Below are 20,297 nucleotides of genomic sequence, written 5' to 3'. Positions count from 1 at the left end.
TGCGCAAGAACGCCATAAAAAATGAGGCAGACATTCCATTCCAAGAAAAAATGGACTAATTCATCCATCTGATGCTTCAGGCAGTGGAGAAACGAAAAATGGTCGGCGTCGGTCTCATCGGCACGGGTTTCATGGGCAAGTGTCACGCCATCGCATGGAGTGCCGTCGGCGCCGTCTTTCCCGACGTGCCCAAGCCGCGGCTCGTCCATCTCGGCGAGGTCAATGAGGAGCTTGCCCAACGCAAGGCAGGCGAGTTCGGCTTCGCCAAGGCGTCCGGCGACTGGCGCGCCGTCGTCAACGACCCTGACGTCGATATCGTCTCGCTGACCACGCCCAACCAGTTCCATCCGGAAATGGCCATCGCCATCCTGGAAGCCGGCAAGCATCTGTGGTGCGAAAAGCCGATGGCGCCGAGCTTCGCCGAAGCCGAGGCGATGGCGGCCGCGGCGAAAAAGTCCGGCAAGGTCGCAGCCCTTGGCTACAACTACATCCAGAGCCCGGCCATCCGTCACATCGGCGCGCTGCTCGACGAGAAGATCATCGGCGAGGTCAACCATCTGCGCATCGAGATGGACGAGGATTTCATGGCCGACCCGGAGGCGCTGTTCTTCTGGAAGCACGAGGCGGCTTCCGGTTACGGCGCGCTCGACGATTTCGCCGTGCATCCGCTGTCGCTGGTCTCAGCCCTGTTCGGCCGCGTCGCCAGCGTCATCTGCGACATGGCCAAACCCTATGCCGACCGCAAGGTGGCCGCCGGCGGCCGTCGCGCGGTGGAGACCTATGACATCGCCAGCGTGTTGATGCATCTGGAAAACGGCATTGCCGGCACGCTGCTGGTCAACCGCTCGGCCTGGGGCCGCAAGGGCCGCATCGCCATCCAGATTTTCGGCTCGAAGGGGTCGATCCTGTTCGATCAGGAGCGGATGAACGAAATCCAGCTCTATGTAACCGCCGACCGGCCGACAGAACAGGGCTATCGCACCATCCTGGTGGCGCCGCACCACAAGCCCTACGACGCCTTCCTGCCGGCGCCCGGCCATGGGCTCGGCTTCAACGATCTCAAGATCATCGAATGCCACGAACTGCTGACGCGGCTTGCCGGCAAACCGGCGCGGCTCATCGAATTTGCCGAAGGGCTGGAGATCGAGCGCACGGTGCACGCAATGGCGAGATCGTTCGAGGAAAAGCGCTGGGTGGATGTGAGGTAGTCTCGCACCCGGTTTTCACTAAGCGAAGGTGGCTTCAGACGGCGGCGGTAGCGACGTTCGTCTCCCAGCCGTTGACCCAGACCTGCCGCAACCGGTCGCCTTCGCCCTTGAATCGTAGCCCCGTCGCCTGGCAATCCTCGATTCGGTCGCTGCGGAAATTGCGGATCGCCTGGCGCAACTCGCACCAGGCGACGATGTTGGCGGTTTCAGCGTAATAGATCAGGGCGATCGGCCGGACGAGCCGCTCGGAGGCGCGGCCCATTTCGTCGCGATAGGAGAGGTCGAGCTTCTCCTCGTCGCGGATGGCGCGGCGCACCAGCGCCAGATCGATCGCGCCGGTCGAAGGCGCGGCGAACCCCCATGCATGCAAGGCATTGGCGTCGAACGCCTGGCGCAAGGGCGGCGGCACCGCGCCGGCGATCTTGGCACTGACGCGCTTGGCCGCCTGCTTGAGCTCGCTGTCTCCTGTGCGCTCCAGCAACGCGAGCGACAGGACGATCGCCTCCATCTCCTCGACGGAAAACATCAGCGGCGGCAGGTCGAAGCCGGGGCGGAGTATATAACCGATGCCACGCCCGCCCTCGATCGGCACGCGCATCGCCTGCAGTGCTGCGATATCGCGATAGATCGAGCGCACCGTCACTTCCAGCCGCTCGGCAATCGTTGCCGCCGTCACCGGCTGCCGCGCCAGCCGCACGATCTGGATGATCTCGAACAGGCGTGACGCCTTGCGCATTTTTCACCCGTATTCCGATCGCAACTGACACACCATCGTCAGTTGGGCTGACCTATAGGAGCGTCTATCGAGTTGTGAATCAACACATTCCGCTGCGGCTTGGCCGGGCGAAGGGACAGGCAACTGACATGGGTTACGCGGAAAACCTCTGGCTCTTCTGTCTCCTCCTCTTCGGCATCATCATCGTGCCCGGCATGGATATGCTTTTCGTGCTTGCCAATGCGCTGACCGGTGGCGGCAACAGGGGACTTGCCGCGACCGGCGGCATCATGCTGGGCGGCATGGTGCATACGCTGAACGGCGCGCTCGGCGTCGGCCTGCTGATGCACTTCGTGCCGATCCTCTACAATCCGCTGCTGATCGCCGGCTCCGCCTACATGGCCTTTATCGGGCTGACGCTGATGCGCAGTTCGATCAAGGTCGGCCATGAGGGACCTGCCGGCAGCCGCTCCGCATGGAAGGCGTTTCGCCAGGGGGTGGTGATCTGCCTGATCAATCCGAAGGCCTATCTCTTCGTCTTCGCGGTCTATCCGCAATTTCTGAAGCCGGACTACGGTCCGATCTGGATGCAGGCTTCCATCATGGGATTGATGACGATCGCCATGCAGTTTGCGGTCTATGGCGGGCTCGCCATATCAGCCGGCCGCAGCCGCAATCTGCTGGTCGCCAATCCCCGTGCGACCGCCTTTGCCGGCCGGGCGGCGGGGCTGCTTCTGGTTGCGGTTTCCGTACTCACCGCATGGGAGGGGCTGAGGGCGGCGTAAATCCCGGTTGAAACCGGAACCGCCGCCCTTCCCATATCGCCATCCGTATCAGGCAGCACCTTGGCGGCTGTCGATCATGGCGCGGCGCACCGAGCGGCGCCACTCGACGGCACCGGCAAGGCCGTGCAGCACCGTCTCGGTGGTCGCCCAGTCGATGCAGCCATCGGTGATGCTCTGGCCATACACCAACGGCTTGCCGGGCACGACATCCTGCCGGCCGGCGACGAGATTGCTCTCGATCATCACGCCGATGATGCGCTCGTCGCCCGCCGCGACCTGGCCGGCGACATCGGCCGCCACCTTGGGCTGGTTCTCGGGCTTCTTGCTCGAGTTGGCGTGGCTGACATCGATCATCAGCCTGGGCGCGACGCCGATGCGGGCGAGTTCGGCGCTGGCGGCCTCGACGCTGGCCGCGTCATAATTCGGCTGAACGCCGCCGCGCAGGATGACGTGGCAGTCCTCATTGCCTGATGTCGTCGCGATGCCGCTGCGTCCGCCCTTGGTCACCGCCATGAAATGATGCGGCTGGGCGGCGGATTTCACGGCCTCGGCGGCGATCCGCAGATTGCCGTCGGTGCCGTTCTTGAAGCCGACCGGGCAGGACAGGCCGGAAGCAAGCTCGCGGTGGATCTGGCTTTCGGTCGTGCGCGCGCCGATCGCGCCCCAGGCGACGAGGTCGGCAATGTATTGCGGCGTCGTCATGTCGAGGAATTCGGTCGCCGCCGGCAGGCCGAGATTGTTGACGGCGGAGAGCACGTTGCGTGCCATCCGCAGCCCCTTGTCGATGTTGAAGCTGCCGTCGAGGTCGGGATCGTTGATCAGGCCCTTCCAACCGACCGTCGTGCGCGGCTTTTCGAAATAGACCCGCATCACGATCTCGAGTCGGTCGGATAGAGTCTCACGCAGCGCCGCCAGACGGCTGGCATAGTCAACGGCGGCGACCGGATCGTGGATCGAACAGGGGCCGACGATGACGAGCAGTCGGTCGTCGGTACCGTTCAAGATGGCGTGGATCGCGTTGCGCGACGCTGTCACGGTGCGCGTCGCCGTCAGCGTGCGCGGGATCTCCCGCATCACCTGATCCGGCGTACTCAATTCCCTGATTTCCTTGACCCGAAGATCATCTGTGGTGGTCAACACGGCTTTCTGCTCCTGTTTGGGAAACCTGCCGGCTGAAAACAAAAAAGCCGCCAGGTATGGCGGCTGTTCGGATGTTGTTGCTGCAATCTTCAGATCGAGCGCAATCCTCCCGCCGCCAGCGAGCTCCTAAAGTACCAATACGTGGCGGACAGGTTGATCATGAGGCTCATATAGTCGAAGCGGAGGCGTTTGTCACGTGCCCTGACGGCAATCGAGCGGTAGCCTCACAGCGGCAGATCACGATACTCGTCGCGCAAACGTTCAAGGTCGAGATCGGCGCAGCGCAGGGGCGACCCCAGCAGGAATTCCGCAAGTGTACCCTTGCGCGCGGTCTTGCGCTGCCATTCCTCGACCGAGACGACAACCACGCTTGGTTTGCCGTTTCTGGTGATCGTCTGCGGCGAAGACTGCGCGCGCTCGATAACCTGCCAGAGCCGGGCTTTTGCCCCGGCGACTGTCCAGTTGGTACGTTCTTCGGGCGCAGACACCATCTCGACCTCCTGACTATCTAGACACTGGAGATGCGGCGGCAACAGGAAGTGCACAAGACGCCGAAAATGTCGCCTGCAATGTTGATAGGCGTTTTTCAAGCCCCTCTGGTCAATGGACGATCTTTGCCGGATGATGGATGTCGTTGCTCCGAAACCGGGAAAGCGCGGCCCTACAAAACGAAAGCGTCGCCTGATGCCGATAAAGATAGCACGGGGAGGGCCGCGTGAAGCGCGCGTTTCTATTTGGCCTCGCGACCCAGCTAATCGTCATTAGCGCGGTCTTTCTTGTTTTTGATGACCTGATGCTGCCAATGACGCGGTCTCCGGTCATTGGCATTGTCGCATTGTGTTTGGGCGTCGCGAGCGTATTTTTCGCTTGGAAGGCTATTCCTCATCCGTCCTGGCTGGTCAAAATTGGGATGTGGATTGCTGGTTTTCTTGCCGTCTACGCTGCAATCCCCGTCATTGAGGTCGGCTTCGTGCTGATCGGTGCGCTTATTTCCCACTGAGACGCTACCGGCACTCAGAGCGCGGATGCCTGATGGTTTGGTCGCACCGACGCACGGCCGAGCTTGTTCTGGACGCGAGGCTGCTCGGTTGCTGCTATTCGGGCGACGCCCCTGCAATGCTTTGGTCATAGTCGACCAGCGACCCGGTCATGACACCGGACTGCGGGCTGACCATGTAGCTGATCAGCCGGGCAAGCTGGTCCGGCTTGACCAATTGCCCCATCGGCTGCGCCGCCTCGGCCTTCGCCAGCCAGTCGTCGGGCGCGTCGTGCCATTTCTTCTGCACGATGTCCTCGCCCTCGGTGTCCATCCAGCCGGGCAGCACCGCGTTGCAGCGGATGCGGTTATAGCGATAGGCATTGGCGACGTTCTTGGTCAGCGTCATCAGCGCGCCCTTGCTGGTCGAATAGGGCGTCAGGAACGACTGGCCGGTATGCGCCGACATCGACAGCACATTGACGATCGAGCCGGGTGCCTTCTTCTCCAAGAGATGCGCCACCACGCCCTGCATCAGGAAAAACGGCCCACGCACATTGGTGTCGAAAATCGTGTCGAACAGCTCTTCGCTGGTTTCGACCAGCGAACCGCGCGCCGATGTCGCGGCGGCATTGACCAGGGCGTTGATGGTGCCGAAATGCGAGATCGCGGTGGCGACCGCACGCTTGCAGTCCGCCACCTTTGAAACGTCGGCGCTGATGAAGATCGCGTCGACGCCTGACTTCTTGAAATGGGCGACGGCCTTGTCGCCCTTCTCCTGCGAGCGGCCGATAAGCGCCAGTGCCCGGCAACCCTCGTCGGCCAGTGCCGTGGCGACGGCAAAGCCGATGCCTTGCGCACCGCCGGTGACGATGGCGCGTGTCTGTGAATTGCGATCGGCTGTTGCGCTCATCGCTCTGCTCCTGTGCCTTGGGCCCGAATTCTTACTTGTCGAGGCGGACGGTCTTGCCTGTCGTCGCCGACTTCAGCGCCGCATCCGCCAGCTTCAGCGCCACCAGCCCATCAGCGCCGCTCGGTGCCGCCTTCTTGCCTGACGTCGCCGCTGCGATGAAGGCAGCGATCTCGTTGGCATAGGCATCGAGGTAGCGGGTCATGAAGAAGTCGTGCAGCGGCGGGCGCGTGTAGCCCTTTTCGTTGGCCAGCTCGATCGACACCGGCCGCTGGTTCTCGGCAGCGACCATGCCCTTCGAGCCGTGCACCTCGATGCGCTGGTCGTAGCCATAGGTGGCACGGCGCGAATTGGAGATGACGGCCTGCTTGCCGGAAGCGGTTTCCAGGATGACGCTGACGCTGTCGAAATCGCCGGCAGCACCGATCTTCTTGTCGACCAGAACCGAGGCGTGCGCGCTGACCGCCACCGGCTCCTCGCCGAGCAGGAAGCGCGCCATGTCGAAATCATGGATGGTCATGTCGCGAAAGATGCCGCCCGAACGCTTGATGTAGTCGATCGGCGGCGCGCCCGGATCGCGCGAGGTGATGGTGACCATTTCGACGGTGCCGATGGCGCCGTCGTCGATCGCCTTGCGCACGGCGGCGAAATGCGGATCGAAGCGGCGGTTGAAGCCGACCATCAGCGTCGCCTTGGTTCTCTCGACCACAGCCAGGCACTTCTCGACCCGCTTGACGTTGAGGTCGATTGGCTTCTCGCAGAAGATCGCCTTGCCGGCCTTGGCGAAGCGCTCGATCAAATCGGCATGGGTGTCGGTCGGCGTGCAGATGACGACGGCGTCGATATCCGCCGATTTTTCGATGGCGTCGATGGTGCGCACTTCGGCGCCATAGGCCGATGCCAGTTCCTTCGCGGCCTTCTCGAACGCGTCGGCGACGGCAACCAGTTTGGCCTGCGGGTTGGAGCCGACGGCGCGGGCGTGGACCTTGCCGATGCGGCCGGCACCGAGGAGGGCGAAGCGGAGAGTCATGGAATGTCCTTTGAGGGTGGTTCGAAGCGGGGCGCCGGTGATGGGCGCGGGTGATTTACGGTCAAGACAAGATCGACAGGGAGGCGGTGACCACCGCCTCCGCGCCCGGCCTCAAGCCGCGAGTTCGGCCTCACCGGTCTTGGCGCCGGTGATGTAGGAGACGATATCGTTTCCGTCGGTGTCCTGCTTGCGCAGATTGGCGACGATGCGGCCGCGCCGGAACACGACGATGCGGTCGCAAAGGTCGAACACCTGGCGCATGTTGTGGCTGACCAGGATCAGCGATTCGCCATTGTCCTTCAGCGTGCGGATGATGTTCTCGACCTGCGCCGTCTCCTGCACGCCGAGCGCCGCCGTCGGTTCGTCCATGATGACGAGTTTGGACGCGAAAGTCGCGGTCCGGGCGATCGCCACGCATTGGCGCTGGCCGCCAGACATATGGCGGATGGTGTTGGACAGATTGGGGATTTTTACCGCCGTACGGATCAGCGCCGCTTCCGTCGCCTTGCGCATATACTTGCGATCCAGGATCGAGAACGGCCCAAGGTTGAACAGCACCTTTTCGCGGCCGAGGAACAGGTTCGACGGCACGTCGAGATCGTCGGCCAGCGCCAGGTTCTGGAACACGGTCTCGATGCCCGCCGTGCGGGCCTCGATCGGCCCGGCAAAATTCACTTCCTTGCCGTCGAACCAGATCTGGCCGCTGGTGCGCTGCTCGACGGCGGTGATCTGGCGCACGAAGGTCGACTTGCCGGCGCCGTTGTCGCCCATGATGGCGACATGCTCGCCCTTGCGCAGCTCGAAGTTCGCGCCTTCGAGCGCATGCACGCCACCATAGCGCTTGGTCAGGTTTTCGGTCTTCAGGACGATGTCTGACATGGTCAAGCCCTCATTGCCCGCAGGCGTTGGCGCCACTGGTCGAGAACCACCGCACCGACGATGATCACGCCCTTGACCATCTCCTGGTAGTAGGCGTCGAGGCGCAGGAAGGTGAAGCCGGAGATGATGACGCCGAAGATCAGCGAGCCGATCACCGTGCCGATGATCGAGCCGCGGCCGCCTGACAGCGAGACGCCGCCGATGACAGCCATCGCGATGGCGTCGAGTTCGTACATGACTCCCATGCCGGACTGCGCAGTCAGGTTCTTGGAGCTCAGCACCACGGCGGCGAGTGCTGCAAGCACACCGGCGATGACGTAGACCAGGATCTTGTGGTTGGCGATCTTGATGCCGGACATGCGCGCGGCGTCCTCGTTGGAGCCGATCGCGTAACAATGCTTGCCGTACCGTGTGTAGGTCATGATCAGCTGGAACAGCACCGCCAGCGACAGGAAGATGATGACGGGCATCAGTCCCTTGCCGATGGCCGCGAAACCTTCGGTGGGAAACGAGATCGGCTGGCCCTTGGACCACCATTTGGCGATGCCGCGTGCGGTGACCATCATGCCGAGCGTGGCGATGAAAGGCGGAATGCGCGTGTAGGCAATCAAGGCGCCGTTGACCAGACCTGCAAACAGGCCGCAGCCGATCGCCACCAGCACCGGCACGATGACGGGCAGATCGGTCCAGCCTTGCGCGAGGAACATCGCCTTGGGGTTGGGGTTGCCGTTGACCGTCGCCACCTGGGCAAAGCTCATGGCAATCATGGCGGTCGCGCCGACGATCGAACCCGAGGACAGGTCGATGCCGCCGGTGATGATCACTTGCGTCACACCGATGGCGATGATGCCGACGATCGAGACCTGCAGGATGATGATCTGCAGGCGGGCTTCGTTGAAGATCGCGCTGACATCGCTGCGGGTGTTGAACAGGAAGCTGTCGCCGAGAAAGATCCGGCCGATCAATTCGAAGACGACAACAAGAATGACGAGCGCCAGGAAGACGTTGATTTCGGCAGGCCATGCGCGCTTCTTCGCGTCATAGCCGACCCCGCCGACCCCATGAGATGTCTGTGCCACGTATTCTGTCCTCCGTCAGCCACGGTCGCCCTCGCTGCCCTACCGGCGCTGAGGGAAAGAGGAGCGGCGCCGTGAGCGCCGCTCCGTATGTCCGCTGCTCAGTTCTTCTTCAGGAACTTGTCGATGTTGGCCGGCGTCACCAGTTGGAAGGGGACGTAGACCTTGTGTTCGACCTTTTCGCCCTTGGCCAGCTTCAATGCTGCATCCAGTGCACCCGCGCCCTGGCCGGCCGCGTCCTGGAACACGGTTGCGTCGAGGTCGCCCGCCTGCATGGCGGCAAGCGCGTCCTGGGTGGCGTCGACGCCGCCGACCACGACCGTCTTCATGTCGATGTTGGCGGCCTTCATCGCCTGGATGGCGCCGATGGCGCTTTCGTCATTGTTGGCGATCACACCATCGAACGGCTTGCCGGTCGACAGCCAGTTGGTCATCAGGTTCTGGGCCTCGTCGCGGTTCCAGTTCGACGTCTGCTTGTCGATGATCTTGATGAAGCTGCAATCCGGCGTGGCGATCACCTCTTCGATATCCTTGGTGCGCTGCACGGCGGCCTGGTTGGAAAGCTCGCCCATGATCACATAGACATTGGCTTCCTTCTTGCCGGCTTCCGTGAACAGGCGGCAGACTTCCTTGGTCTCGAGCGTGCCGGAATCGGCCTCGTTCGAGGCAACGAATGCCTGGTTGTCCGGCAGCGTGTCGACATTGACCGGCTCGCGGTTGACGTAGACCAGCGGGATCTTGGCGGCCGCCGCGGCATCCGACATCGCCTGCGTGGCCGAAGTGTCGACCGGGTTGACGATGATGGCGTCGACGCCCGAGGCGGCGAAGTTCTTGATCTGGTCGAGCTGCTTGGCGACGTCGTTCTGCGCGTCTTCGACCTGCAGCTCGACGCCGCTCAGGCCCTTGGCCTGCTCGATCATGCCGTTGCGCAGCACGGTCAGGAAGTTGTCGTCGAATTTGGCCATCGAGACGCCGATCTTGGCGGCCATGGCGGATGAACTCATCAGCGCCGCGAATGCGACGCCCAAAAGCAGTTTCTTCATTTTATCTCTCCTCCACTTTTGGTGTCCGGTTGCACCGATCTATCCGGAATCCCCGATCTCCCCGGGGAATCTCTCCCTGATATCGTCTCGTTCCGGGGAGCCTTGCCGTTTGCTGGAACGCCAAGCTCTCTGTTTGAAACAGATGCTTCGGAACGAAAGAACCAAAATACACAGTTGGTGAAATATTTATTCCATTTTGCCCTGAGGCGTCAAGGGAGATTCCAAAACCCGATGCGCGATTTTCGGATGATGGATGGTCGAAGCCGAGGCCGAGGCCGAGGCCATAAGTGGATCGGGGCCTAAGGCGCTGGCAGCCTTGCAGCCACCACCGCCCGCGAAGCATCTCGACTTCGTCATCCTAGGGCGAAGCAGTCGCGAAGCGACGTCGCGGAGACCCTAGGGCGCGTACTCAACCCTTGCATGGCCTTTGAAGCAGTGATTCAACGCCTTTGATTAGGAGGCGATGATGGCACGCTACGATCTAAGCGAAGCAGAATGGCAAATCGTGGAACCGCTTTTGCCGCCACATGGCTTGGGCAAGAAGCGGGTCGACGATCGGCGGGTGGTCAATGGCATATTTTATGTTCTGAGGACCGGATCGCCTTGGCGCGATCTGCCCGAGCGGTATGGCCCCTACACCACGGTCTACAACCGCTTCAACCGTTGGGCCAAAAGAGGTGTCTGGTTGGCGATGTTTGAAGCGCTGGCGGCTAAGTCACCACAGTCTTTGCACCTGATCGACAGTTCGATAATCCGCGCCCACCAGCATGCGGCGGGAGGTAAAAAGGGGGTCCGGATAACGCCATTGGCCGTTCTCATGGCGGACTGAGCACCAAGGTCCACGCGCTCTTCGATCAAGACGGCCTGCCGATCCGTCTCCTCATCTCGGAGGGAAAGGCATCCGACAAGACATTCGCCCCGCAATTGATCGAAGGGCTGGCGCCAGCAAAGGCGCTTGTCGCCGACAAAGGCTATGACAGTTGGCCGTTCGTCGCCCTTGTTGCCGAGACTGGCGGGTGCGCTCACATCCCGACCCGTCGGCACGTAAAGGCAAAGAGATTTGTCGCGCCAGACCTCTATCGCGAGCGAAACCGCATCGAGCGCTTCTTCTGCAAACTCAAGCAGTTCCGCAGGGCCGCTACCCGCTTCGACAAACTTGGTCGAAACTTCCTCGCAACTCTTACCCTCGCCTCCCTAAGGATTTGGCTGCGACACGTTGAGTCCACGCCCTAGGATCCATGCCGTGACAGATGTGCGCTTCTGCGGTGCAGGATCTGGGGGATCAAAAGGCGATGCTTGGCGTGGCTATTCGCAGCCGCTGCGCTCTACGATCAGCGTCACGGCATGGATCCTCGGGTCTGCGCCGCGTCGCTACGCTCCTTGCTCCGCCCGTGGATGACGAATTCGGGGATGTTTAGGTCAACCTCCCCTAGATATTCTCAGGCAGATAGATGTCGAACGGCAGGAAGGTCTGGCCAGGCGCGTTCGCCGCGCCCGTCTCGATGGCATGCGCCATCAGGTCGACGAGTTCGCGGCACAGGGCGGCCAACGGCGTCGAGATCACCATCGTCAGGATGCCGTCCGCCAGGGCGGAGCGCGATGTCGCGTTGATCTCGTTGCAGATGACCGCGGGCATCTCGGCCGGCTTTGCCTGCCTGAGGGCGGAGACAGCGCCTTCCATGCCGCCGCCGGCGACATAGCAGCCAACCAGATCGGCGTGACGGCCAAGGAGATCGAGCAGCGTGTCCTGGGTAATCTGGTTGGCCTCGAGATTGACCAATGTCTCGAGCAAGGTGAATTCCGGCGCCTGTTCGCGAAAGAAGGAGCGAAAGCCGATCTCGCGCAGTTCGTGGCCGTGGAAGCGGTGGCTGCCGACGAAGAGGGCGACCTTGCCCGGCCGTTTCGCCGCCTTCGAGATCATCCAGGCCGCGCTGCGGCCGACCTTGCGGTTGTCGAGGCCGACATAGCCTTCGCGGATGCCCGCGGCGAAGTCGGACAGCAGGGAAAACACCGGCAGTCCTTTCGCCTTCATCTCCTCGACGGCGACCGTCAGCGTCGGATGGTCCGGCCCGACCAAAGCGACGGCCCTGCACTTGGTCGCCAGCCTGCGCGCGCGCTCGACGATTTCGTCTGGGGCCAGCGAGTCCGCAAAATCGATCATGGCGACGCCGCGGAAACGCGGCGATCGCGAAACGGCAAGTTCAAGCTCGCGGGCGAACTCGCTGTAGAAGACGTAGTTGCCCTTGAGCAGCAGGAAGCCGAGCCGGTATTCGGGCAATTCATGGCGCATCCGCTGCTTGATCAGGCCCGCGGCGTGATAGCCGATCTCGGTCGCCGCCTCGTAGACGCGGCGCGCCGTTTCCTCGCGCACCGGCAGGCGGCTGTTGAGCACGCGGTCCACCGTGGCGACACTGACACCGGAGATGCGCGCCAGGTCTGATATGGTCGGCCGTTTCGCCATGCTTGCCTCATTGGATCGCCAGGGGTGTCCTACATCATTCTGATAGGAAATGATAGAAACTATCTTTGTGATGTTGAGTCTATCATCGGTCGGCGCTATTTTCAGGCTCGAAGCCAATGTGTGGCTGGCATTCGCTATGGCGAGCGCCGTTTGCCGTGGGAGGCAATCATGACCGCAACACCGTCCCGGCGTGACTACAGCCTGATCGGTCGCGACGCGAAGCTCGCCGTCGAGACCGGCCTGTCGGCAGCCGAATGGTATCACACCGAGATTCCGCGCAAGCAGATGAAGGAGCTGATGCAACGCTCTGACGGGCCGGCGATCCGCGATACCATCATCTGGTTCGCCGCGCTGATCGTCAGCGGCGCCGGCGGCGCCTGGTTCTGGGGTAGCTGGTGGTGCGTGCCGTTCTTCTTCGTCTATGGCGTCCTCTACGGCTCCTCCACCGATTCACGCTGGCACGAATGCGGCCATGGCACGGCGTTCCGGACGCAGTGGATGAATGATGTGGTCTATCAGACCGCCTGCTTCATGATCATGCGCAATCCGGTGACCTGGCGCTGGAGCCACACGCGCCATCACACCGACACCATTATCGTTGGCCGCGACCCGGAAATCTCGGTCATGCGGCCGCCGGATCTGGTTCGCGTTATCCTGGCCTTCGTCGGTGTAACAGACGCCTGGCATGCGATGAGCGATATGCTGCGCAACGCCGCCGGCAACATCAGCGCGGCGGAAAAGACCTTCATTCCCGAGCAGGAACAGCCAAAAGCGATCCGCATCGCCCGCATCTGGACGGCCATCTACGCCGCCACCGTCGCGCTGGCGCTGTATTCCGGTTCGTTCCTGCCGCTGATGCTGGTCGGTCTGCCCAGGCTCTACGGCGCCTGGCATCACGTCATGGTCGGGCTGCTGCAGCATGGCGGCCTGGCCGAGAATGTCACCGACCATCGGCTCAACAGCCGCACCGTCTACATGAACCCGATCAGCCGCTTCATCTACTGGAACATGAACTACCATGTCGAGCATCACATGTTCCCGATGGTGCCTTATCATGCGCTGCCGAAGCTGCACGAACTGATCAAGCACGACCTGCCGGCGCCGACACCGTCGATCCTGGCCGGCTACCGCGAGATGATCCCTGCCTTCCTGCGCCAGCTGCGCAACGAGGACTATTTCCTCAAGCGCGAACTGCCGCCGACTGCCAGGCCTTATCGCGAGGAATTCCATGACAATGCCGTCGCCGCTGCCGCGGAATGATTGCTCAGTCGTCCGGAATTCCAGGGAGGCCCGATTTTTGAAGGAGGAATCAATGAGCGACTGGGTCGAGGCCTGTGCCACCGGCGACATCGACGAGGAGGATGTGATGCGCTTCGATCATGGCGGCCGCACCTTTGCCATCTATCGCAGCCCCGAGGATGAGTTCTTCGCCACCGACGGCCTCTGCACCCACGAAAAGGTGCATCTGGCCGACGGGCTGGTGATGGACGACATCATCGAATGCCCCAAGCACAATGGCCGCTTCAACTACAAGACGGGTGACGCCCGCGGCGCGCCGGTCTGCGTCAACCTGAAAACCTATCCGGTCAAGGTCGATGCCGGCAAAGTCTTGATCCAGATCGCATGACTGATATGGCGCGGGGAATGGTCATCATCGGCGCCGGCGAGTGCGGTGGGCGTGCGGCAATGGCGCTGCGCGATCTCGGTTATGAGGGGCCGGTGACGCTGGTCGGCGATGAGCCGCATCTGCCCTACGAGCGCCCGCCTCTGTCCAAGGATGCGATGGTCAGCGAAGCGCCTGAAATCAAGGCGATCGCCAGCGACGCAATTCTGGCCGAGAAATCGATCCGGCATATCCATTCCATTCAGGCTGTCGCGATCGACCGTGCGGTGCACGCGGTGCGCCTGTCGGACGGTTCGGCCCTGCCTTACGACAAGCTCTTGCTGGCGACCGGCTCGACGCCGCGCAAGCTGCCGATGCCGGGGCTGGGTCCGCGCTGCGTCTATCTCCGCACCTTCGCCGACGCGCTCGCCATTCGCGCGCATCTCGCCGCCGGCAACCGTATCGCCGTCATCGGCGGCGGCTTCATCGGTCTCGAACTCGCAGCCGCGGCACGCAAGCTCGGTGCCGCGGTCACCGTCATCGAGGCACAGCCGCGCATCCTGATGCGCGGCGTGCCGGCCGAGATCGCTGAGATCATCCATGATGCGCATGTCGCCGAGGGCGTGAAGATCCTGTGTGGCGATGGCATCGCGTCCATCGCCGACGATGGCAACGAGGTGCGGATCACACTTGCCGGCGGACAGGAGATATCAGCCGATCTCGCCGTCATCGGCATCGGCGCCATGCCGGTGACCGGGCTTGCGGCCGAAGCGGGCCTGACCATCGACAACGGCATTGCTGTCGATGCCGAGCTGCGCAGCAGCGATCCCGACATCTTTGCCGCCGGCGATTGCTGCTCGTTTCCGCTCGCCGTCTATGGCGGCCGCCGCGTGCGGCTGGAAGCCTGGCGCAACGCCCAGGAGCAAGGCGCGCTGGCGGCCAGGAACATGCTCGGTGCCGGTGAGGCGCATGCGGCGGTGCCGTGGTTCTGGTCGGATCAGTACGGGCTGTCGCTGCAGATCGCCGGGCTCTCCGACGAGGGCCGCAGCACCGTGCGCCGCGACCTCGGCGACGGCGCCTTCATCCTCTTCCATCTGGCGCAGGACGGCAGGCTGGTCGCGGCCAGCGGCATCGGCCCCGGCAACGCGGTCGCCCGCGACATCAGGCTGGCCGAAATGCTGATCGGCAAGCGGGCGAAGCCGGCGCCGGAAGCGCTCGGTTCACAGGCGATCAAGCTGAAGTCGTTGCTGGCGGCCTGAGTTTGCGAAGGCGGCAACAGCTGGGAATACAGGGCCGAAAACGCTAAAACAGCGCCTTCAGCTCAGGCAGCTTGTCGTTGACCAGCCAGCCGTAATAATTCTCCTCCGGCAGCTTTTCCGGCTCGCCGCCGGCGCGGCGCCGGTCGTTCTCCGCCTTCAGCGCATAGGCGCGCTGCTCCGGATTGCCGACATTGTAGAGTGTGGCGGTCAGCCCCGGATTGCCCGAAATGTCGAAGCCGGCAATGCTCTTGTAGGCGTCGATCGATTTCCTGATCGTCGCCGCGACGTAGGGCAGCGTCAGGTCGGGATCCATGATGGTCTTGTAGACCGAATTGGGATCGCCGACGTCGAGCTTCGGCAGGCCCGAAACCTTGTGCACGAGATCGCTCATCTGCAAGGCGGTCAGTGGATTGAGCTGGCCGAGACCGAAGGTCTGGCCGGCGTAGTAGGGCTGGAAGAAGGTGGCGCCGAAACGGTCGTCAGGAAAGCTGGTCCCGCCGACCGACTTGCCGCGAAACGAATGGTTCCACACCTGCTCGCGGCATTCCCACAGATCGTAGCTGTCGGACATCCCGGCGCATTTCTTGAATTCCGGCCGCTGCACGAAATCGGTGATGTCCTCGCCGTCATAGGCGAAGGACAGCTTGCTTGAGAGGTAGGAGATCGCCTTGACATAGTAGGTCTGCAGCCGGTCGTAGGCGTCGACATTGTAGGTATGCTCGCCGACGATGGCACCGACGATGTGCATCGGATCGATGCCGTAGGCGCTTGCTGCCTTCCTGATCTTGCCGCGCAATTCGGCGTCGTTCTGCAGCAGGGCGTAGACCTTGCGGTATTTCGCCTGGAAGGTGGTGTTGGTCGCCTGCGTCCGCCGGCTGGAGGCGCCGGGAATGTTGGGCTGCTCCGCATTGCGGTTCCCCGGCGGCACCAATGTCGCCGCCTCGGCCGCGAACAGCGTCGCCGCCAGCGTCAAGCCGAGAATGATCAGGATCAGTTTTTTCATGCGCCGCCGCCCAAGCAATTCCAGGAAAAGTGTGAAACTGTTTTCCGCCCGGAATTGCGTCAAACCAAGAGATCGAGAATTGCCGCGCAAACTAGGTAAAGCTCTTGGTCGAGTCGAGAGCGCCCCTTCACCCGGCAAGACGAAAGGTGGCCAGATGGTACCATCTGGCCACACATGATTTTGTTGCCGAACGTGTTACCTGGACCGGTGTCCGGTCTGAGTCGAGACGCATAAACGTCGCGGCGGGCCGGATTATCGCCATTTCGCCGCACGGTCGAGGATGGGTTATTGATTCAGGTATATTCCGGCAGCTGCCAGTCGCCGCCCCGGTCTTCCTTCGAAAGCCGGGCGATCAGATCCGGAATTCGCAGGCCGCAGGCCAATGCTGTAACAGCATGAAAAGCGTCAACTCCCAACTGCGTTCTGGGCATACCCAATCGCAGGAGGAGCGGCTTGACCGCCTTTTGAATTTCATTGGCGAACGGCCGCAGCAACTTGTCGTAATTTGCTAGGGCCTCCGGCAGGTTTTGAGTGTTCCGATTGATCTCACCGGCGAGGACATAAGCTCCCACCAGGCCACCAGAGACCCCCATGCCGCTAAAGGGAGAAGCACAATGTGCGGCATCGCCGACCAGGGCCACTCGCCCCTTGGACCATGTATCCGTACGCACCTGCACCACTTCCTGGGAGTAAAAATTTTCAGTCACCGCCATGCCTTCGAGAAACCGTTGGGTCTGCCATCCTGCGTCTTGAAAACGGTCTGTCCAAAACTGTTTCTGGCGCTCGATCGACTGTTTGTGAATAGCCGATGTCTCTTCGGAATCGTCCCTGAGCACAAAGTAGACCTGGGTCTCCGTTGGGCTGTGGCTCCTGCGCATGATCATTCTGCCGCCGGGTGCAAGGTAGGTGTCGCGAATGTTGCTGTCCGACGGAAGGCGCGGAATGAACCAGTAAGCCATGTGCATCCCCAGCCGCAGGTAGGGATCGGGAGAAGCGATCGGCAGAATGGCTTTACGAATGCGCGACCCTTGACCATCCGCCCCAACCAGGAGGTCAAACCCGTCGGAAGAGCCGTCGGAAGAGCCGTCGGAGAAATGGGCAATGACCTGCCTCTCATCCTGTTCGAAACGCTCGACGGTTTTGCCAAAGACGTAGGCGACGGCGTTCTTCGTTGCATCGAAGAGAATGCGCACCAGGTCCCCGCGCATGATCTCGTATTCGGACGTCAGGGACTGACGGCCTCGGCCTGAAGTGTTCGCCATGATCGTCGCTATGGCCTTGCCTTTGGCGGTTACAAAAGAGACACCGGCTTCATCGACAAGCCTGCTCCTGACAACGTCAAGCAGTTCCATTCGCTTGACGGCATCGATGCCTTGGCCGCGAAGGTCGACCTGCGCACCTGTGGCCCGGAAAACCGGAAAACGTTCGACAACGACGACCCGGTGACCGCCTCGGGCGAGCCAATAGGCCAGGGCCGGCCCGGCAATGCCGCCGCCGCAGATGAGGATTTTGAGGGAGGAAGTTCCCGATCCACTTGCCATACGAAATCCCTAATCTATCACTGATAGGTTTGTTGCAACCTTCCCTATCAGTGATAGATTGTCAAGATGACAAAACTGAACCGTGAAATCGTGATTGCCGAAGCACTGGACCTGCTCGACGAGGTTGGCCTGGATGCCATCAGCACCAGGCAGCTGGCGAAGCGGCTGCGCGTCGAGCAGCCGTCGCTCTACTGGCATTTTCGAAAAAAGGAGGAACTGCTCGCGGCCATGGCAGAAGCTGCAATGGCGTCCCATGCGACCGCTCGGCTTCCGATGCCATCCGACAATTGGCATGACTGGTTCGCCGACAATACGCGCAGCTTCCGGCGAACGCTGCTGATGCGCCGCGACGGCGCACGGCTCCACGCCGGAACCCGCCCGGGAGCGGCAGACATGGACCGAATTACACATAAGATTGCGTTTCTGGTCGCGTCTGGTGTGCCTGAGCAGGACGCCAAGATGGCGATGCTTGCCGCCAGCCGCTTCACGGTCGGCAGCGTGCTGGAGGAACAGGCCGAGGCCAGCCTGGCCGCCGACACGAACCGCATCACCGACGTCCCGCAGATGGATCATGCGGCAGCTTTCGAGGCGGGGCTGGCGCTTATTCTGGAGGGCTTGGCGGAACGTACGAGACGCCAATAACACCCATGAATTGGTCGGTGAAGCTCGATCCTCGCTTAGCCGTTTTTGAGTCCACAGCCTTGTCCGCCGCCGCCGCCTTTTCTCAAAGGATGAACCGCGACAGGTCGGTATTCCTGGAGAGGTCGCCGACATGCTTTTCCACATAGGCGGCGTCGATGGTGACGCTGGTGCCGTTGCGGTCGGGCGCGTCGTAGGAGATCTCGTCCAGTACCCGCTCCATCACCGTCTGCAGCCGTCGGGCGCCGATGTTCTCGACGCTGGCGTTGAGGTCGACGGCGATGCCGGCCAGCGAATCGATGGCGTCGTCGGTGAAGGTCAGGTCGACGCCCTCGGTCTTCATCAGTGCGATATACTGCTTGATCAGGCTGGCTTCGGTCTCGGTCAGGATGCGGACGAAATCGTCCTTCTCCAGCGCTCGCAACTCGACACGAATCGGCAGGCGGCCCTGCAATTCCGGCAACAGGTCGGACGGCTTCGAAACGTGGAAGGCGCCGGAGGCGATGAACAATATGTGGTCGGTCTTCAACGGTCCGTATTTGGTCGCCACCGTGGTGCCTTCGATCAGCGGCAGCAGGTCGCGCTGCACGCCTTCGCGAGAAACGCCGGCGCCCATGCCGCCTTCGCGCGACGCGATCTTGTCGATCTCGTCGAGGAAGACGATGCCGTCGTTCTCCGTCGCATCGAGGGCCCGGCGCACCACCTCGTCCTGGTCGAGCAGCTTGTCGGACTCGTCGTTGACCAGCAACGCGTAGGATTCCTTCACAGTCGTCTTGCGCGACTTGGTCTTCTTGCCGCCCATCGCCTTCGACAGCATGTCGTTGATGTTCAGCACGCCGATATTGGCGCCCGGCATGCCGGGGATCTCGAAACCGGGCATGCCGCCATTGCCGGTGTCGGCGACCTCGACCTCGATCTCCTTGTCGTCGAGTTCGCCGTCGCGCAGCTTCTTGCGGAAGCTATCGCGGGTGGCCGGGCTCGCCGTCTTGCCGACCAGCGCTTCCAGCACGCGTTCCTCGGCGTTGACGTGGGCGCGCGCCTTGACGTCCTCGCGCATCTTCTCGCGCACCAGCCCGATGGCGATCTCGACCAGGTCGCGGATGATCTGCTCGACGTCGCGGCCGACATAGCCGACTTCGGTGAACTTGGTCGCCTCGACCTTGACGAAAGGCGCACCGGCGAGACGCGCCAGGCGGCGCGAGATCTCGGTCTTGCCGACGCCGGTCGGCCCGATCATCAGGATGTTCTTCGGCATCACCTCTTCGCGCATCTGGCCTTCCAGCTGCTGGCGGCGCCAGCGGTTGCGCAAGGCAATGGCCACGGCGCGCTTGGCGTCCTTCTGGCCGATGATGAAGCGGTCGAGTTCCGAAACGATTTCGCGGGGAGAGAAGGTGCTCATATCACTAAATTCCACTTTGCCACTGCTTGATGGCCTCGAACGGATGCAGCAGCATGATCACGTTGAGTGTCAGATTGTCCCGGATGAGATAGCCGGTACCGAGTTCGAAGATGATGGCGAGGCTGACGACCACCCATATAGGTAGCCTTCGCGCCATCACAAATCCCAGCACCATGGCCAGTGTGTCGGACACCGAATTGATGATGCTGTCGCCGTAATAGTCGAGCGAGATCGTGCCGGCGCGATAGCGGTCGATGATGAACGGGCTGTTCTCGAGCAGCTCCCAGCCGCCCTCGATGAGGACAGCGAAGGCCAGCCTCAAGCCGATCGGCGAGCGCGGGAACAGGAACCGCGCCAGGGCATAGAACAGGAAGCCGTGGATGATGTGCGAGAATGTGTACCAGTCCGAAATGTGCTGGGAATTCTCCGAACTCTGCACGACGCCATGCCAGAGCTTGACGTAGCCGCAGGTGCAGATCGGTGTCCGGCCCATGCCGTAGAGCGCCCCGGCCTGGAAGATGATCAGCGCGAGCACGAGCAGAAGCCCCATTCGCCAGCTGTCTTCGTAGGCCGAGAGGTCTTTGTCCTCGCCGGATGCGTTCATGCCCTATTGCCCCTCTTCCCCGTCGC

The 20,297-nt window shown here is 62.2% G+C and carries 21 protein-coding genes; 8 read left to right on the top strand and 13 right to left on the bottom strand.

Translation table 11 applies throughout. The features are described 5' to 3' along the window. The first annotated feature begins 98 nt into the window (after positions 1-98). Complete coding sequence (locus ACZ89F_RS30570) at positions 99-1,208, top strand: Gfo/Idh/MocA family protein (RefSeq protein WP_476095907.1); 1,110 nt, start codon at positions 99-101, stop codon at positions 1,206-1,208. Positions 1,209-1,242: 34 nt separating this feature from the next. Here ACZ89F_RS30570 and ACZ89F_RS30565 read toward each other — a convergent pair whose 3' ends face one another. Next, positions 1,243-1,944 (bottom strand): helix-turn-helix transcriptional regulator, encoded by a 702-nt coding sequence (locus ACZ89F_RS30565; RefSeq protein WP_476095906.1) that lies wholly within the window; start codon positions 1,942-1,944, stop codon positions 1,243-1,245. 128 nt (positions 1,945-2,072) lie between these two features. Between ACZ89F_RS30565 and ACZ89F_RS30560 the strand changes: the two genes are divergently transcribed. Next, entirely contained in the window at positions 2,073-2,708 is a 636-nt protein-coding gene (locus ACZ89F_RS30560; protein WP_476095905.1) for a LysE family translocator, read from the top strand. Between the two features lie 48 nt (positions 2,709-2,756). Here the strand turns inward: ACZ89F_RS30560 and ACZ89F_RS30555 are convergent, their stop codons facing one another. Continuing rightward, entirely contained in the window at positions 2,757-3,848 is a 1,092-nt protein-coding gene (locus tag ACZ89F_RS30555) for a 3-deoxy-7-phosphoheptulonate synthase (RefSeq protein WP_476095904.1), read from the bottom strand. A gap of 224 nt (positions 3,849-4,072) precedes the next feature. Next, positions 4,073-4,339 carry a type II toxin-antitoxin system prevent-host-death family antitoxin gene (locus tag ACZ89F_RS30550; RefSeq protein WP_476095903.1) on the bottom strand — a complete coding sequence of 89 codons (267 nt, stop codon included), beginning with the start codon at positions 4,337-4,339 and terminating at the stop codon, positions 4,073-4,075. A 224-nt stretch (positions 4,340-4,563) separates the two neighbouring features. On the opposite strand from ACZ89F_RS30550, the gene ACZ89F_RS30545 reads away from it, so the two are divergent. Further along, entirely contained in the window at positions 4,564-4,848 is a 285-nt protein-coding gene (locus ACZ89F_RS30545) for a hypothetical protein (protein ID WP_476095902.1), read from the top strand. A gap of 94 nt (positions 4,849-4,942) precedes the next feature. On the opposite strand, the gene ACZ89F_RS30540 is transcribed toward ACZ89F_RS30545, so the two are convergent. The 5 genes from ACZ89F_RS30540 to ACZ89F_RS30520 form a co-directional block, all read right to left on the bottom strand. Next, positions 4,943-5,737 carry an SDR family oxidoreductase gene (locus ACZ89F_RS30540; protein ID WP_476095901.1) on the bottom strand — a complete coding sequence of 265 codons (795 nt, stop codon included), beginning with the start codon at positions 5,735-5,737 and terminating at the stop codon, positions 4,943-4,945. A gap of 31 nt (positions 5,738-5,768) precedes the next feature. After that, positions 5,769-6,764 (bottom strand): inositol 2-dehydrogenase, encoded by a 996-nt coding sequence (gene iolG / locus ACZ89F_RS30535; protein ID WP_476095900.1) that lies wholly within the window; start codon positions 6,762-6,764, stop codon positions 5,769-5,771. A 111-nt stretch (positions 6,765-6,875) separates the two neighbouring features. Continuing rightward, positions 6,876-7,643, bottom strand: coding sequence for an ATP-binding cassette domain-containing protein (locus ACZ89F_RS30530; protein ID WP_476095899.1), 768 nt, complete (start codon positions 7,641-7,643; stop codon positions 6,876-6,878). 2 nt (positions 7,644-7,645) lie between these two features. Beyond that, the gene (locus ACZ89F_RS30525) at positions 7,646-8,722 is read right to left on the bottom strand and encodes an ABC transporter permease (RefSeq protein ID WP_476095898.1); all 1,077 of its coding nucleotides are present in this window, start codon (positions 8,720-8,722) and stop codon (positions 7,646-7,648) included. 98 nt (positions 8,723-8,820) lie between these two features. Next, entirely contained in the window at positions 8,821-9,762 is a 942-nt protein-coding gene (locus ACZ89F_RS30520) for a sugar ABC transporter substrate-binding protein (protein ID WP_476095897.1), read from the bottom strand. Positions 9,763-10,228: 466 nt separating this feature from the next. Between ACZ89F_RS30520 and ACZ89F_RS30515 the strand changes: the two genes are divergently transcribed. Continuing rightward, positions 10,229-10,995 (top strand): IS5 family transposase gene (locus ACZ89F_RS30515; protein WP_476095896.1). Its coding sequence is split into 2 segments (ribosomal slippage): positions 10,229-10,553 and positions 10,553-10,995, totalling 768 coding nucleotides; the frame shifts between segments, so codons are not numbered across the junction. Between the two features lie 196 nt (positions 10,996-11,191). Here ACZ89F_RS30515 and ACZ89F_RS30510 read toward each other — a convergent pair. Next, positions 11,192-12,223, bottom strand: coding sequence for a LacI family DNA-binding transcriptional regulator (locus tag ACZ89F_RS30510; RefSeq protein ID WP_476095895.1), 1,032 nt, complete (start codon positions 12,221-12,223; stop codon positions 11,192-11,194). A 168-nt stretch (positions 12,224-12,391) separates the two neighbouring features. Here ACZ89F_RS30510 and ACZ89F_RS30505 point away from each other — a divergent pair, with 168 nt between their 5' ends. The 3 genes from ACZ89F_RS30505 to ACZ89F_RS30495 are packed head-to-tail and all read left to right on the top strand — an operon-like array spanning position 12,392 to position 15,085. After that, a complete protein-coding gene (locus ACZ89F_RS30505; RefSeq protein WP_476095894.1) occupies positions 12,392-13,483 on the top strand; it encodes a fatty acid desaturase family protein in 1,092 nt (363 codons plus the stop codon). A gap of 52 nt (positions 13,484-13,535) precedes the next feature. Beyond that, positions 13,536-13,850, top strand: a complete 315-nt coding sequence (locus ACZ89F_RS30500; protein WP_476095893.1) for a MocE family 2Fe-2S type ferredoxin — start codon at positions 13,536-13,538, stop codon at positions 13,848-13,850. Continuing rightward, a complete protein-coding gene (locus ACZ89F_RS30495) occupies positions 13,847-15,085 on the top strand; it encodes an NAD(P)/FAD-dependent oxidoreductase (protein ID WP_476095892.1) in 1,239 nt (412 codons plus the stop codon). The genes ACZ89F_RS30500 and ACZ89F_RS30495 overlap by 4 nt, the downstream gene beginning before the upstream one ends. A 43-nt stretch (positions 15,086-15,128) precedes the next feature. On the opposite strand, the gene ACZ89F_RS30490 is transcribed toward ACZ89F_RS30495, so the two are convergent. Further along, positions 15,129-16,088 carry a DUF1402 family protein gene (locus ACZ89F_RS30490; RefSeq protein ID WP_476095891.1) on the bottom strand — a complete coding sequence of 320 codons (960 nt, stop codon included), beginning with the start codon at positions 16,086-16,088 and terminating at the stop codon, positions 15,129-15,131. Between the two features lie 293 nt (positions 16,089-16,381). Beyond that, complete coding sequence (locus ACZ89F_RS30485; RefSeq protein ID WP_476095890.1) at positions 16,382-17,629, bottom strand: FAD-dependent oxidoreductase; 1,248 nt, start codon at positions 17,627-17,629, stop codon at positions 16,382-16,384. 66 nt (positions 17,630-17,695) lie between these two features. On the opposite strand from ACZ89F_RS30485, the gene ACZ89F_RS30480 reads away from it, so the two are divergent. Then, a complete protein-coding gene (locus ACZ89F_RS30480; RefSeq protein WP_476095889.1) occupies positions 17,696-18,271 on the top strand; it encodes a TetR/AcrR family transcriptional regulator C-terminal domain-containing protein in 576 nt (191 codons plus the stop codon). Between the two features lie 82 nt (positions 18,272-18,353). On the opposite strand, the gene hslU is transcribed toward ACZ89F_RS30480, so the two are convergent. Both hslU and ACZ89F_RS30470 read right to left on the bottom strand, forming a co-directional pair. Beyond that, positions 18,354-19,667 (bottom strand): ATP-dependent protease ATPase subunit HslU, encoded by a 1,314-nt coding sequence (gene hslU, locus ACZ89F_RS30475; protein WP_476095888.1) that lies wholly within the window; start codon positions 19,665-19,667, stop codon positions 18,354-18,356. A 4-nt stretch (positions 19,668-19,671) separates the two neighbouring features. Then, positions 19,672-20,271: a DUF2585 domain-containing protein gene (locus ACZ89F_RS30470; protein ID WP_476095887.1), complete on the bottom strand. Its 600-nt coding sequence runs from the start codon at positions 20,269-20,271 to the stop codon at positions 19,672-19,674. Between the last annotated feature and the right edge of the window lie 26 nt (positions 20,272-20,297).

The organism is Mesorhizobium sp. USDA 3734, from assembly GCF_056279665.1.
The sequence above is the reverse complement of the archived record's forward strand: the minus strand, read 5'-3'. Positions and strand labels throughout refer to the sequence as shown.

What these genes read in the sequence shown, in the direction of transcription:
- ACZ89F_RS30570 (WP_476095907.1), top strand. Translation starts at nt 99, where the DNA reads ATGGTCGGCGTCGGTCTCATCGGCACGGGTTTCATGGGCAAGTGTCAC.
- ACZ89F_RS30565 (WP_476095906.1), bottom strand. Translation starts at nt 1,944, where the DNA reads ATGCGCAAGGCGTCACGCCTGTTCGAGATCATCCAGATCGTGCGGCTG.
- ACZ89F_RS30560 (WP_476095905.1), top strand. Translation starts at nt 2,073, where the DNA reads ATGGGTTACGCGGAAAACCTCTGGCTCTTCTGTCTCCTCCTCTTCGGC.
- ACZ89F_RS30550 (WP_476095903.1), bottom strand. Translation starts at nt 4,339, where the DNA reads ATGGTGTCTGCGCCCGAAGAACGTACCAACTGGACAGTCGCCGGGGCA.
- ACZ89F_RS30540 (WP_476095901.1), bottom strand. Translation starts at nt 5,737, where the DNA reads ATGAGCGCAACAGCCGATCGCAATTCACAGACACGCGCCATCGTCACC.
- iolG (WP_476095900.1), bottom strand. Translation starts at nt 6,764, where the DNA reads ATGACTCTCCGCTTCGCCCTCCTCGGTGCCGGCCGCATCGGCAAGGTC.
- ACZ89F_RS30530 (WP_476095899.1), bottom strand. Translation starts at nt 7,643, where the DNA reads ATGTCAGACATCGTCCTGAAGACCGAAAACCTGACCAAGCGCTATGGT.
- ACZ89F_RS30520 (WP_476095897.1), bottom strand. Translation starts at nt 9,762, where the DNA reads ATGAAGAAACTGCTTTTGGGCGTCGCATTCGCGGCGCTGATGAGTTCA.
- ACZ89F_RS30510 (WP_476095895.1), bottom strand. Translation starts at nt 12,223, where the DNA reads ATGGCGAAACGGCCGACCATATCAGACCTGGCGCGCATCTCCGGTGTC.
- ACZ89F_RS30505 (WP_476095894.1), top strand. Translation starts at nt 12,392, where the DNA reads ATGACCGCAACACCGTCCCGGCGTGACTACAGCCTGATCGGTCGCGAC.
- ACZ89F_RS30500 (WP_476095893.1), top strand. Translation starts at nt 13,536, where the DNA reads ATGAGCGACTGGGTCGAGGCCTGTGCCACCGGCGACATCGACGAGGAG.
- ACZ89F_RS30495 (WP_476095892.1), top strand. Translation starts at nt 13,847, where the DNA reads ATGACTGATATGGCGCGGGGAATGGTCATCATCGGCGCCGGCGAGTGC.
- ACZ89F_RS30490 (WP_476095891.1), bottom strand. Translation starts at nt 16,088, where the DNA reads ATGAAAAAACTGATCCTGATCATTCTCGGCTTGACGCTGGCGGCGACG.
- ACZ89F_RS30485 (WP_476095890.1), bottom strand. Translation starts at nt 17,629, where the DNA reads ATGGCAAGTGGATCGGGAACTTCCTCCCTCAAAATCCTCATCTGCGGC.
- ACZ89F_RS30480 (WP_476095889.1), top strand. Translation starts at nt 17,696, where the DNA reads ATGACAAAACTGAACCGTGAAATCGTGATTGCCGAAGCACTGGACCTG.
- hslU (WP_476095888.1), bottom strand. Translation starts at nt 19,667, where the DNA reads ATGAGCACCTTCTCTCCCCGCGAAATCGTTTCGGAACTCGACCGCTTC.
- ACZ89F_RS30470 (WP_476095887.1), bottom strand. Translation starts at nt 20,271, where the DNA reads ATGAACGCATCCGGCGAGGACAAAGACCTCTCGGCCTACGAAGACAGC.